The 13,370-nt window shown below is 63.3% G+C and carries 12 protein-coding genes; 6 read left to right on the forward strand and 6 right to left on the reverse strand.

What is annotated here, in order from left to right; all coding sequences use genetic code 11:
• Positions 1–1,239: 1,239 nt before the first annotated feature.
• The 6 genes from LAN37_08770 to LAN37_08795 form a co-directional block, all read right to left on the reverse strand.
• The gene (locus tag LAN37_08770; GenBank protein MBZ5647299.1) at positions 1,240–2,238 is read right to left on the reverse strand and encodes a tagatose 1,6-diphosphate aldolase; all 999 of its coding nucleotides are present in this window, start codon (positions 2,236–2,238) and stop codon (positions 1,240–1,242) included.
• Positions 2,239–2,430: 192 nt separating this feature from the next.
• Positions 2,431–3,168 (reverse strand): ribonuclease PH, encoded by a 738-nt coding sequence (rph, locus tag LAN37_08775; GenBank protein MBZ5647300.1) that lies wholly within the window; start codon positions 3,166–3,168, stop codon positions 2,431–2,433.
• Between the two features lie 120 nt (positions 3,169–3,288).
• On the reverse strand, positions 3,289–4,116 hold the full coding sequence (gene murI / locus LAN37_08780) for a glutamate racemase (protein ID MBZ5647301.1): 828 nt from the start codon (positions 4,114–4,116) through the stop codon (positions 3,289–3,291).
• Positions 4,113–4,700, reverse strand: a complete 588-nt coding sequence (locus LAN37_08785) for a GerMN domain-containing protein (GenBank protein ID MBZ5647302.1) — start codon at positions 4,698–4,700, stop codon at positions 4,113–4,115. The genes murI and LAN37_08785 overlap by 4 nt, the downstream gene beginning before the upstream one ends.
• Positions 4,697–6,193, reverse strand: a complete 1,497-nt coding sequence (locus tag LAN37_08790; protein ID MBZ5647303.1) for an N-acetylmuramoyl-L-alanine amidase — start codon at positions 6,191–6,193, stop codon at positions 4,697–4,699. Before LAN37_08790 ends, LAN37_08785 begins: the two co-directional genes overlap by 4 nt.
• Positions 6,180–7,475, reverse strand: a complete 1,296-nt coding sequence (locus tag LAN37_08795) for a DUF1015 domain-containing protein (protein MBZ5647304.1) — start codon at positions 7,473–7,475, stop codon at positions 6,180–6,182. The genes LAN37_08790 and LAN37_08795 overlap by 14 nt, the downstream gene beginning before the upstream one ends.
• 157 nt (positions 7,476–7,632) lie before the next feature.
• Here LAN37_08795 and LAN37_08800 point away from each other — a divergent pair, with 157 nt between their 5' ends.
• The 6 genes from LAN37_08800 (at position 7,633) to LAN37_08825 (ending at position 13,352) form a co-directional block, all read left to right on the forward strand.
• Complete coding sequence (locus LAN37_08800; GenBank protein MBZ5647305.1) at positions 7,633–8,754, forward strand: VWA domain-containing protein; 1,122 nt, start codon at positions 7,633–7,635, stop codon at positions 8,752–8,754.
• Entirely contained in the window at positions 8,738–9,769 is a 1,032-nt protein-coding gene (locus LAN37_08805; GenBank protein MBZ5647306.1) for a VWA domain-containing protein, read from the forward strand. Before LAN37_08800 ends, LAN37_08805 begins: the two co-directional genes overlap by 17 nt.
• Before the next feature lie 158 nt (positions 9,770–9,927).
• On the forward strand, positions 9,928–10,875 hold the full coding sequence (gene cysK, locus LAN37_08810) for a cysteine synthase A (protein MBZ5647307.1): 948 nt from the start codon (positions 9,928–9,930) through the stop codon (positions 10,873–10,875).
• Positions 10,875–12,032, forward strand: a complete 1,158-nt coding sequence (locus LAN37_08815) for a PLP-dependent aspartate aminotransferase family protein (GenBank protein MBZ5647308.1) — start codon at positions 10,875–10,877, stop codon at positions 12,030–12,032. The genes cysK and LAN37_08815 overlap by 1 nt, the downstream gene beginning before the upstream one ends.
• A gap of 100 nt (positions 12,033–12,132) precedes the next feature.
• On the forward strand, positions 12,133–12,513 hold the full coding sequence (locus tag LAN37_08820; protein MBZ5647309.1) for a metallopeptidase family protein: 381 nt from the start codon (positions 12,133–12,135) through the stop codon (positions 12,511–12,513).
• 53 nt (positions 12,514–12,566) lie between these two features.
• Positions 12,567–13,352 carry a methyltransferase domain-containing protein gene (locus LAN37_08825; protein ID MBZ5647310.1) on the forward strand — a complete coding sequence of 262 codons (786 nt, stop codon included), beginning with the start codon at positions 12,567–12,569 and terminating at the stop codon, positions 13,350–13,352.
• Positions 13,353–13,370: the final 18 nt, after the last annotated feature.

Here is a 13,370-nt window from a genome sequence, read left to right on the forward strand (position 1 = left end):
ATGCCCCGAATCCCTGAGAAGAATCCCCGCTATCGCACAAAGTCTCAGATCTCTGCAGACGTAGCCAGAATTCTGAAATCCAAGCTGCATCACGGCACTAAGTTCGCCGTGCTTGCGGAAGTGGTATGGGTATGGTCAGAGTTCGAAGGCAAGTATCAGGGGTGTAAGTACTGGTCTGAACGGGCGTTGCGCGTGCGAAACGACAGCAAGATATTGGTTCATGACCATATAGTCCCGAAGAAGATTGTCTACGACATGCTCTTTGGTTTAGGTGCGCCATCGGCAAGAGCAGTTCGTCGCATCCTTCGACGATTCTGCATCGGGGCAATCATCACGCGCGAAGAGGATCAGCGCCTGAACGCGCTGGGCCTACGGTCGAGGATGCCGGACGGATGGGATGGGCGCGATCCCTGGGCACGTTATAGGAAAGCAGGGGTTTCGACCATTCCTGCCTACCCCGGCATGCCTCGCCGGGTACCCAGACGAGCCGGGTTTGCTCGTCAGGGTGCATGAATCCGAAAAATCTGCTTCTCGAACGTCATCGTCGGTGTGCCCGCTAACCCATTGAAATCAAGCCGGGTGCCCCACACGAGCCGGTTTTGCTCGTGTGCGGAATGCCTCACCGACGAAAGATAAACTTCGCCACTCCATAAATCATGGTTCCCGCTAAGTCACTGAGATCAGGCACCTTGCGGCCGTAAAATATAGCTTTAAGCAATGTCAAGCGCCACCTTTTCGCCACCTGCAAATCATTGATTCTGCTGCGCTTCCTGTACTGCACCTCCAGGTCCGCAATTCTCCGATTTGCTATGCTGGATGTAGCGCCCCCAAGCCGGCCCTGAGGTGAAGCCGAAGGGCGCTGCCGCTGCCCCGCGCAGCCGCCGCCGTTCTTTGACAACTTTCGCTGACTCCTGACTCCCGACTCCTGTCTTGCTACCACATACCCTACATATCTCCTCACCTAACCCCTTTATTTCGACATATCGAGGGGGAGGGGGTCTTAATCTGTCGCCTGATCCCCTTGATATCAAGGCGTAACTCCTTTGTTTCGCCTGATGACCCGGAGGGGGTAGGGGTCCCTCGATTCGCTAGGGATAGCAGGAACAGCAGGTCCCTCACGGCTGAAGCCGTTCGGGATGACGCTTTCCATGACTCGGCGGTCTCGGCGATCTCGGCGGTGAAAAAAGAAAGGCGAGCTCGAAAGCCCGCCTCTATGCACTATGTCCTATGCGCTATGGACTATCTTCCCGCCATGGCCGGCTCGGGGACTTCGTACTTCGAGAACCAGCTGGTCGCCCCCTTCAGCTTCTCGTTGACGTTGTTGATGTTCTTCACGCCCTCGGTCTCCAGCCAGTGGCGGAACGCCTGCGGACCCTGGTTGGCGTACACCGCGATGCCGTCTTTCCAGGTCGCGCGCCCGCAGAGCACGCCGTTGAACTTCACACCCGACTCCGCCGCCAGCTCCAGCGACTCGGTGAATTCCGAGTTCGACACGCCCGCCGACAGGTAGATGAACGGCTTGGTGGTCACCGCGGCGGCGGCGTGGAAGTGCTTGATCGCTTCCTGCTTCGAGTACGCCTTCTCGCCCTTGAATGACTTGGCGCCCTCGACGAATTTCATGTTGATCGGCACCTCGACTTTCAACACGTCCGCGCCGTAACGATCCTTGGTGAACTCCTTCATCGACTCCAGCACGATCCGCGGCTTCTTCTTGGAATACTCGAGGCCCTTCTCGTCCACGCCCTCCTCGTAGCCCACCAGCTCGAGGAAGAAGGGGATATCGTTGGCGCGGCACTCGTCGCCGATGCGCTCCACCCACGCGTGCTTCTTGTCGTTGACGTCCTTGGGATCGTCCGGCGTGTAGTACAGCAGGATCTTCACCGCGTCCGCGCCGTTCTCTTTCAGGCGGCGCGCCGACCAGTTATCGAGCAGGTCGGGCAGGCGCCCCGGCCCGGTCTTGTCGTAGCCCGTCTTCTCGTACGCCAGCAGCAGCCCGGCATTCTTCGACCGCCGCTTCGACGCCGGCAGTCCCCACTCGGGATCCAGCAGAATGGCCGTCGCATGCGGCGTCAACACCTCGGTCACCAGCGACTTGAATTCCTCCAGCTGCTTCTCGGTGGCGTTTGCGCCCAGCGCCTTCTTCAGCGATCCGCGCTGGTCCATAGCGGCGGCGCCGATCACGCCCCGCGCGTTCGATACGTTCTTGAGGCCGGCAAGTTTTCCAGGGGTAAGTTTCACGGGAAATCCTCCTCGTGCGCGCTGGATGAGATTGGCTGGAGCTCCGGACGGGCCGCGCGCGTGATAACAGCCGACTATTGTATCAGCCGGGCATTCTTCGTAAGAGACGAAAAAAACGAACCGCAGAGCCCGCCGGGATCGCAGTGAAGACCGAAAACTCTGCGTTCTCTGCGATCTCTGCGGTGAAATGACTTACTGCCGAAGCAGGAGCGAGCTCAGCACCGCCTGCTGTTTGGCGATCAGGCTCTCCACGCCCTTCCGCGCCAGCTCCGTCATGCGCTTGAGTTGCGCTTCGTCGAATGGACGCTGCTCGGCCGTGGCCTGCAGCTCGACCATCTTCTTCCCGCCGGTCATGACGAAGTTCATGTCCACCTCGGCGCGCGCGTCTTCTTCGTAGTTGAGGTCGAGCATGATCTCGCCGTCCACGATGCCCGCGCTGGTCGCGGCCACGAAGTCGCGGATGGGCGCCGACGTCAGCGTTCCCGCCTCCACCAGCTTGCCCAGCGCCAGCCCCAGCGCCACGAACGACCCGGTGATCGACGCCGTCCTGGTCCCGCCGTCCGCCTGGATCACGTCGCAGTCCACCCAGATCGTCCGCTCGCCCAGCCGCGTCAGGTCCACCACCGCGCGCAGCGATCGCCCGATCAGTCGCTGGATCTCCTGCGTGCGCCCGCCCTGCCGCCCGCGCGCCGCCTCGCGCGGCGTCCGGGTCAGCGTCGAGCGCGGGATCATCCCGTACTCGCTGGTGATCCACCCCTTGCCCGAGTTGCGCATCCACGAGGGCACCGCCTCGTCCACCGACGCCGTGCAGATCACCCGCGTGTTGCCCACCTCGATCAGGCACGAGCCTTCGGCGGTCGAGATGAACTCGGGCACGATGTTCACCGGCCGCATCTGGTCCGGCGCGCGATTATCGCTTCGATAGATCATGACCCGTGGATTCTAGCAGTCCTTCGTGTTCCTTCGTGTGGACCTTTGTGTCTTTCGTGGTGAGGTCTTCTTCCCGCAGCTTGGAGATTCTACTAGGTACTGAGTACCGAGTACTGAGTACTAGCCTCCAATATCGACGTGCCTGACCGGCCCGATCGCGTGCCCCATGAACCTCTCGCCCAGACGGCGGAACCTGTCCACCGAATCGGTCGCAAAGAACCGCAGCCGCGTCATCTGCCGCTGCTCCGCCGGGTTGATGGTCGGCAACATCGGAGGCAATTTCTCCAGCTCTTTCGCCACGTACTGTGCGGTTGATTCCGCCGAATCCACGATCTCCACCCGCCACGGCGCCACCCCGCGCAGGATCTGCTTGATCAGCGGGTAATGCGTGCAGCCCAGCACCAGCGTGTCCGGCCCGGTCTTCGGGTCTTGGAAGAACTCGTCCAGGTACACGTGCGCCACTTGCTGGGTGACGTTGTGGTCCATCCAGCCCTCTTCGATCAACGGCACGAACAGCGGGCACGCCTTCTCCAGCGCCATGACGCTCCGCGCCGCCAGCGCCCGCTGGTAGGCGTGGCTGCCGATCGTGGCCTCCGTCCCGATCACCAGTACGGTGCGGTGCAAGGTCGCGATCGCCGCTCGTTCCGCCCCCGGCTCGATCACCCCGACCACGGGGATCTTCACCGCGCTCTTGATCGCCTCCAGCGCCAGCGCGCTCGCCGTGTTGCACGCGATCACCATGTACTCCGCGCCATGCTCCTGGAGGAAGCGCACCGCTTCCAGCGCGAACTTGGCCACCGTTTCCGGCGACTTCGACCCGTAGGGCAGCCGCGCCGTATCGCCGAAGTAGAGGTAGTCCGCGTCCGGGATTAGGCGCACCAGTTCCTTCAGCACCGTCAGCCCGCCCACGCCCGAGTCAAACACTCCGATGGTTGGTCTTCTGCTCACTGCATCGCCTTTACGAGTTGATCGACCGCGTTGACATCATAGAACGACATCAGGTCTGCGTGCCCGGCCAGCGTCTCCCGCTCCTTGCCGTCCACCAGGATCTTCACCCGCGTCACGCCCGGCACGTTGGCTGCCAGCGTCTCCACCAGAGACACTACCGTCAGCTCCTCTACGAACACGCCCGAGCGGTGCCCTTCGGCGAACTCGGCCGTCGTGTCCACCACCGCCACCCCGCCGTTCAGCAGATACACGTCCTTTACGTCTGCTCCAGGAGCCAGAGGATGCGCTGACGGCTTTTGCAGGTATTCGCCCACCAGCGCCCGCAGCACCTCCCGCGCACGCAGATTCGGCTCCTGCGGCAGGGCCACGTTCACTAGCCGCGGCCGGATCACGCCGTCCTGGTCGTAGGCGATGTAGAGCTCCACCCTCGATTTGGGTCCGGCTACCGGCGGCGCGATCGGGCGCGTGTCCGAGACGGCCCCATTCCGCTCCACCCGTGCCTTCAGTCGCAGGATGTAGAATCCCGTGCTGAACATCGCCACGATCAGGACGACGGCGGTGATCTGTACGTGACGCGGGATCATCTTGCCGTTCCTGGGCTCACGGGCGCGCCCGATCTTGGCGCGTTGGGATCGAGTTTCGGCCGCGCGTCCGCGATCCCGGACGCGATCGCCGCCGCCACTTGCTGCTGGTAATTCGCCGAGCTCAGAGTATCCACCTGCGGGCCCGGCAGCGAGACTTCCACCGCGATCGCTGCCGTCACCACGTTGTTCAGCGGGCGCACCGGCGCGGCCACCACCCAGCTGGCCAGGTCCCGCTTCCCGGTCTCCTCGGCCACCGCATCCGCCACTACCCGGCTCGCTTCGGTATGCCCCGCCTGCGCCGTCTCCCAGGGGACGAACAACTGCTGCTTGGCGTCGGAGGCCGGCAGCATCGCCGTGTACACCCGCACCCCGCTGCCCATGTTGGCCGCGTGCAGCGCCACGTAGACCGCCGCTCGCGACGCGTTCACCGTTTCGGCCCGCTGCTCCAGCGAGAGGGTCGTATCGGAGTCGCGCAGCATCAGCGCATTGATCCCCCGCGCCTGCAGCTCGCCCCGGAGCTTTCGCGCCAGTGCCAGCGTCACGTCTTTCTCCGCCAGCTTGTCGCTCAGGGCCGCTCCGCGCTCCTCCCCGCCGTGGCTTGCGTCCACTACGACAAGGTAGGACTGGCGCAGAGCTCCGGCCGCCGCCCCAGCCGCCGCTCCCGGCGAGGTCGGCTGCGCCCCGCCCGGCGTTGCCTCCGGTGTCGGGGCTGCCGGCGCGGACGTGGGTGACGCTGCCGGCGCCGCTGGCGTGGGCGCCTGCGCCGCCTGGATAGGTGCCGCCACGATACGGATCGTCTTTCCACCATCGGCGAATGTCGCCATCACCGGAACATTGGCCTGCACCGTCAATTCCGCTGCCCCATTCACTTCATCGAACCGCGCTCCCGAGATCAGTTTGTTGTCCATGAACTGGTACGTTCCCGTACCTGACACCACCGGCTCATGCGTGAAGGTCATCCTCAGTTTTCCCGGCTCGGTGCTGATCATCGGGTTCACCGCGTCGGAGAAACTCAACACCAGGCCCTCCCCCTTTTTCAGCTCCAGCGTGAAGCGCGTGGCCACGTCGCCCACGAAGATCCGCCGCGACGTCGTGTGGAAGTCCACCCGGCTATCGAGCAGCCGCGACAGCACCAACGGCAGCGCAGCCAGCGGGATGTACCCGTGCTCGCCGTCGAGCAGGAATGGCTGGGGCAGTTCGATCGAGTGCCGCCCCACCCGCCCCCGCGTCTGGCCCGCCTTGAACTCGCATTCCATCCTGTTGAATCGCAGCCGCCACGTTTTGCCATCCACCTGCGTGCTGGCCCTGCCCAGCGGTTCGACCGCCTCGAACAGCGCCACGTAGTCTCCGTTGGCGCGCTCCTGCACGGGCAGGGAATAGCTGGCCCGCGGCGCGTACACCGCCACCCGCTTCTCCTCCGCCGAGCGCAACGGCAGCAAGGCCAGCGCCAGGGCGCCCGCGGTCAGCGCGCTCAGCGGCCTATTCCAGCGCATAGATGGTCAGGCCCGAAAGCATCTTGGGATAGAAGTCCGTGGATTTCTGCGGCAGCACCTCGCCGGCGAATGCGATGTCGCGCACTTGCTCGATCCTCGCCGGGTTCATCAGGAACGCCACGTTCGCTCCCCCCTGCACCCGGGCCACCGCTTCTTTCGCGTCACGCACGTACTCGATGTGCTTTTGCTCGCGGATCGACTCTTCGCTCATACCCAGCACCGACCCCAGCACCACCCTGTGCAAGCGGACGACGTCCAGCTCCGCCTGCCGCGACGACAGCCCTTCCATCGACGCATGCCGCGCACCCGCCGGCGCTCGCATCAGGAACTTGTTTCCCTTGGTCACAGCCAACAAAGCTGTTCCCTCGCCGCCCGCCGCCAGCGCCGCCGTCGGACGCTCCGGGTCGAACCGCGACGTGATGTCCTCCACCGCGAAGAAATTCCGCGCCACTCGCACCATCTCGCCCGCCTGGAAATCCTCCAGCCCGTGCACCACCCGGTGGGTCGGCAGGATCACCAGCCCGGGAGCGTCCACGTTGACGAACGTCATCATCACCCGGTCGTACGCCTGGTTGCCGTCCGCCTTGCCTCCTCCGGCGCGCCGCTCGTCGCGATACCGCAGTGCGGTCTCGTACCGGTGGTGACCGTCGGCGATGATCAGTTTCTTGTCCGCCATCGCCCGCGTCGCCGCCTCCACCCGCTCGACTTCCGGCACCGCCCATATCCGGTGCACGACCCCGTATTCGTCCGTAACTTCTATCGTCGGCTTGGCATCTCGGAAGAGTTGAGTCTCCACCTCCCGCCCGGGATCGGAATACAGCATGAAGATCTGCCCGAAGTGCGCCCGCGTGGCTCGCAACAGGTTCAGCCGGTCTTGCTTGGGCGCCGACAGCGTCTGCTCGTGCCGGAACACCACCCCGGCCTCATACGGCTCGATCTGCCCCAGCCCGATGAATCCCCGCCTCGTGCCCATCTTCTCTGTCCCAGGCGCCCTGAATTCTTGCGAGTACGCATACAGGCTCGCCGCCGCATCCGGCCGCAGCACGCCTTCGCTCCGCCAACGTCGGAAATCGTCCGCCGCCCGCGTGTAAACGTTGCTTTTCTCATCGTCTGCTGGCTCTCTTTTCCCCAGGATGATTCGCACCAGGTTGTAGGGGCTGGCGGCGTAGTAGCGCTGCTGCATCGCCGGCGTGATCTTATCGTACGGCTGGGTGACGACCCTCTGAACATCCACGCGCCCAGGGTTGTAGCGCAGTGCCCGAAAAGGGAAGATCGTGGCCATGTCGGTGAGAGCCTTCGATTCTAGCGCGCCTAGGCGCGCGCAAATAAAAGAAAACCGGCTACCCTTCTGTCACATCACACATTGGCTGGGGGCCTTCTTCTTCGTCTCGGATAATGGCAAGCGCGCTGTGATACTATCGGTTCAACAAGAGGGGTCTATGGCCCGTTTTCGGAGAATCGGGCCGGGGTCCATTCGTTCCCTGAGAACGCAAACGCATCCGGTGCCAGCTATCCTGCCGAATGCCTGCTCGTCGCTCTCAGCGTCGGTTCTGCGGCCCTGGATTTCGGCAGCGCTTATGGCGCTGTTCATTGCTGCGGCGCTCGTGTTCTGCGCCGCTCCTCTGGCCCGCGCGCAGTCGACCACCGGCGACGTCCACGTCACCCCGCGCAAGGAGCCCGACAAGAACAAAGCCTTCGACGTCGACCCCAGGTTCAAGACCCACACCAAGCCCGTGATCGTGGACGTCGACCTCGTGTTGGTCAACGTCACCATCACCGATCCCATGAACCGCTTGGTCACCGGTCTGGAGAAAGAGAACTTCAAGATCTTCGAAGGCAACCAGGAGCAGCAGATCCGACACTTCTCCAATGAGGACGCTCCTATTTCTCTCGGCGTCATCTTCGATGTCAGCGGCAGCATGAAGACCAAGATCGAGAAGGCCCGCGAGGCGGTCGTCGAGTTCTTCAGGACCGCCAACCCTCAGGACGAGTTTTTCCTTGTCACCTTCTCCGACCGCCCTCAGTTGCTCGCCGACTTCACCCAGTCCATCGAGGACATCCAGAGCAAGGTGGTCTTCACCATGCCCCAGGGCCTCACCGCGTTGCTCGATGCCATCTACCTCGGCGTCACTAAAATGCACGATGCCCACAACGCCAAGAAGGCCCTGCTCATCATTTCTGACGGCGGCGACAACCGCAGCCGCTACACCGACGCCGAGATCAAGGCGATCGTCAAGGAAGCCGACGTCCAGATCTACGCCATCGGCATCTATAATTCGTCCTTCCCCACTCCCGAGGAAGTGGCCGGCCCCGCCTTGCTCACCAACATCACCGAAGTCACCGGCGGGCGCACCTTCACCATCGATAACCCTAACGACTTGACCGACGTCGCCACCAAGATTGGGATCGAGCTGCGCAACCAATACGTCCTCGGATATCGTTCGACGAATTCAATCCGCGACGGGCGCTGGCGCAAGGTCAAGGTCAGGCTCTTGCCGCCCAAGGGGTTGCCGCAACTCACGGTCTATTCCAAGACGGGATACTATGCACCCTCGCAGTAGCGCGCTCTTCCTGTCTCTTGTCCTGGCCCTCACAGTCTCACTTGCGGGGCCCATTGTGCGCGCCCAGCAGCAGTCCGACCCCACGGCCGGCCACATGCCTCTGCCCGTCCCCTCGCCGACACCCGGCACCCAGGCGTCCCAGGGCCAGAGCCCCGACCAGACCGACAACGGCGTTTTCATCTTTAGGAAGAAGGTTGAGGAAGTCGTCCTCCACGCCACCGTCGTGGACCAGAAACAGCGCCTGGTCACCGACCTCGATCGCACTGCCTTCACCGTCTACGAGGACGGTCGCCCGCAGCAGCTCACCTCCTTCCGCCGCGAAGACATTCCCGTCGCCCTCGGCATCATCATCGACAATTCTGGCTCCATGCGCGACAAGCGCGCCGCCGTCAACCAGGCTGCCATCAACCTGGTCCGCGCCAGCAACCCCCAGGATGAAGTCTTTCTTGTCAACTTTAACGACGAGTCCTATCTCGATCAGGACTTCACCTCCGACGTCAACAAGCTGAAGGAAGGCCTGGAGCGCATCGAGTCCCGCGGTGGCACCGCCCTCTATGACGCCATTGTGGCCGCCTCCGACCACCTCGAGAAGGGCGCCAAGCTCGACAAGAAAGTGCTCCTTATTGTCACCGACGGCGAGGACAATGCCAGTCGCGAGTCTCTCGAGCAGACCATTCGCCGCCTTCAGGACGAGCACGGCCCCACCGTGTATTCCATCGGCATCCTGGGCGACGACCGCGAGGCTCGCCGCGCCAAGCGCGCTCTCACCGCGCTCGCCTCTCAGACCGGTGGCGTGGCTTTCTTTCCCAAGGACATCAACGAGGTGGACAACATCAGCCGCGCCGTCGCCCACGACCTCCGCAATCAGTACACCTTGGGCTACAAGCCTTCCAACCCGCAGTCCACCGGCGGATACCGCACCGTGCGCGTCGAGGCTCATGCCGGCGGATACGGCAAGCTCCAGGTCCGCACCCGCAGCGGCTACTACGCCACCCAGGAGCGCGCCTCGAAGTAGCGGCTAGCCATCAGCCCGACCGAGCGTCGGGTGTGCTGGGGTTCTTCAAATTACCCAATTACCCGATTTCCAATTACCCAATGATTTCTAGTCGCCCGATCATTTCCGACTAGCCGATCATTGACCGTCCCCTCCGCCTCCCTTTACCCTGAATGGTAATGAAAACGGCCGAAGCTGCTCACCTCCGGATCGCCGAAGAGATCACCCAGATCGTCGGCGAAACCCCGATGCTTCACCTCAAGCGCATCGCCCCTCCCGGCGCCGCCGACATCTACGCCAAGCTCGAATACCTGAACCCCGGCGGCAGCATTAAGGACCGCGCCGCCATCGGCATCATCCGCCGCGCCGAGCAGCAGGGACTTCTCCGCAAAGGCTGCACCATCTTCGAGGCCACCGCCGGCAACACTGGCATCGGTCTGGCTCTCATCGGCGTCAACCGCGGCTACAAGGTCGTGCTCTTCGTACCCGAGAAGTTTTCCCAGGAAAAAGTCATCATCATGCGTGCCCTCGGCGCCGAGGTGACTCGCACTCCGGACGCCGAGGGCATGGAAGGGGCCATCCAGCGCATGCGCGATGCCGCCGCCAAGACCCCCGATTCCTTCGTCGCCGCCCAGTTCGAGAACCAAGCCAACCCCGACTTCCACTACGAAACTACCGGACGCGAGATCTTCGAGCAGATGGAAGGCCGCATCGACGCCGTCGTCATCGGCGCCGGCACTGGCGGCACCTTCACCGGCGTCGCCCGCTACGTCAAGGAACGTCTCCCTGAGGCTCTGGCCATCGCGGTCGAAACCGTGGGCTCTGTCCTCGGAGGCGGCCCCAAAGGCACCCACAAGATCGAAGGCATCGGCGCCAGCTTCATTCCCAAGACCTTCGATAGCTCCCTTGCCGACCAGATCATCGCCGTCTCCGACCCCGATGCCTTCAACACCGTCAAAGAGCTGGCGGCCAAGGAAGGCGTGCTCGGAGGCTCCAGCGCCGGCGCCAACGTATTCGTCGCCCTCCAGATCGCCAGGCGTCTCGGGCCAGGGAAGCGCGTCGTCACCATCATCCCCGACTCCGCCGAGCGCTATCTCTCGAAGAAGATTTTCGAAGGCGGGATCTGATGAGCGATCGCAAGCACGGCTTCGCCACCCGCGCCATCCACGACGGACAGCAGGCAGAACCCCTCACCGGCGCCATTGCCGTCCCCATCTATGCCACTTCCACTTATCTTCAGGACGAGCTTGGCAAGCCGCGCTTGGGATACGAGTACGCGCGCGTCTCCAATCCCACTCGCGACCGCCTGGAGCAGAACTTGGCTTCGCTCGAAGGCGGGACTTCCGCCCACGTCTTCGCCAGCGGCATGGCCGCCATCAACGCCCTTTGCACCACCCTCAAGGCCCGCGACCACGTCGTCTGCTCGCACAACGTCTACGGCGGCGTCCCCCGCCTCTTCAATCAGATCCTGGTCAACTACGGCCTTGAGTTTACCTACGTGGACACTTCGGATCTGAACGCGGTCGAGCGCGCCATCCAGCGCGGCACCAAGTACGTCTACGTCGAGACCCCGACCAACCCCCTGATGACCATCAGCGACATCGCCGCCATCAGCCGCATCGCCCACCGTCGCGGCGCCGAAGTCGTGGTCGACAACACCTTCATGTCGCCCTACTTCCAGCAGCCCCTCGCCCTGGGCGCCGACATGGTCATCCACTCCACCACCAAGTTCCTCAACGGTCACAGCGACGGACTCGGCGGCGTCATCATCTGCACCACGCCGGAGCATGCAGAAAAATTCCGCTTCATCCAGAAATCTGCGGGCGCGATTCTCTCGCCGTTCGAATGTTTCCTCGTCCTCCGCGGAGTGAAAACGCTGGCCGTGCGCATGGAGCAGCACGAGAGGAACGGCCGCGCCGTCGCCAAGTTCCTGAACGGTCACCGCAAGGTCCAGAAGGTCTTCTATCCCGGCCTGCCAGAGCATCCGCAATACGAGCTCGCCAAGAAGCAGATGTCCGGCTTCGGTGCCCTCATCACCTTCGAGACTGGCTCTCTGAAGAATGCAAAGCGGATGTTGAGCAAGGTCCGCGTCTGCTCCCTCGGCGAGTCCCTCGGCGGCGTCGAGACCCTCATCTCCCACCCCGCCACCATGACCCACGCCGCTCTCGGCGAGAAGGGAAGAAAGGCCATCGGCATCACCGATGGCCTGGTCCGCATCTCCGTCGGTATTGAGGACGTCGAAGACATCCTCTCCGACCTCGACGAAGCCCTGAAAGCGATCTGACTTACGCAGTGTCATCCCGAACGGCTTTAGCCGTGAGGGACCTGCTCTCTGACCGGCGTCGTCGTGAGCGAGGCGAAATCCGTGAGACCATGGACCTGCAATGGATCGCGAGCGCTTCGCAAGGATCGCGGCCGAGGTCCTGGACAGTCTTCCTCGTCGCTTCCGCCGGCGCATCCAGAATGTCGCCGTGCTGGTCGAAGACTATCCTGCGGAGCAGCGTCCGCGCCGCCGCACGGGCCGCCCCCGGAAGCTCGCCCCGAGTCCTCGCCGCTTGCTCATGGGTGTGTACGTCGGCGTCCCCCTGACGCAGAGGAGTGTCTTCGACCTCCGTGCCGGCCCCGATCACATCGTGCTCTACCAGAAGAACATCGAAGCCGTGTGCCGCGACGACATTGAGGTCCGCGAGCAGATCCGGCGCACCGTTATCCACGAACTGGGACACTACTTCGGTCTGGACGAGGAGCACCTCAAAGACGTGTAGGTCCGCCCCTCTCCCCGGAGATACGAGCTGCTTTGCGGTAATCTTGTTAGCTTATGCCCCAGCACCAGACCTCCAGCGAGTGGGACGCCGACTCCTACCACCGCCTCTCGAACCCCCAGGTCGCTTGGGGGCTGAAGGTCCTCGAGCGCCTTAAGCTTCGCGGCGACGAGCTGATGCTCGACGCCGGCTGCGGCTCCTGCCGCCTGACCGTCGAGCTCCGCAATCGCCTGCCCCGCGGCAACGTCGTCGGCGTCGATCTTTCCTTCAACATGCTTAACCAGGCTGCCGCGCACGTCTCCGGCCGTGTGCATCTGGTCCAGGCCGATCTCCAGCATCTTCCTTTCCGCCCGATTTTCGACGGCATCTTCAGCACCGCCGCTTTTCACTGGGTGCCCGATCACACGCAGCTCTTCCGATCGATTTTTTCAGTGTTGAAACCCGGCGGGTGGCTGGACGCGCAGTGTGGCGGCGGCCCCAATCTCGAGCGCATCCATCGCCGCGCCCAGACCATCATCGACTGCCCCGAATACCGCGAAATCTTCGCCGGCTGGCGCCGCACCACCCACTACGAGACGCCCGAGACTTTCCACGACAACATGCTCCGTGCCGGCTTCAAAGACATCGATATCTGGCTTGAACCTGCGCCCGCCCAGCTCTCCAGCGCCGAGGAATTCAAGGACTACCTGGCCACCGTCACCTTGCGCGAGCACACCAGCCGCATCACCGACCCGATCCTACGCCAGCGCTTCTTGGATCAACTCGCGCTGCACGCCTCCCAGGACTCGCCGCCCTTTGTCATGGACTACTGGCGCCTGAACATTTCCGCCCGCAAACCCTAATACGATCCCGGCGATTTC

This window comes from Terriglobia bacterium (assembly GCA_020073495.1).
GTDB lineage: Bacteria > Acidobacteriota > Terriglobia > Terriglobales > Acidobacteriaceae > JAIQFD01.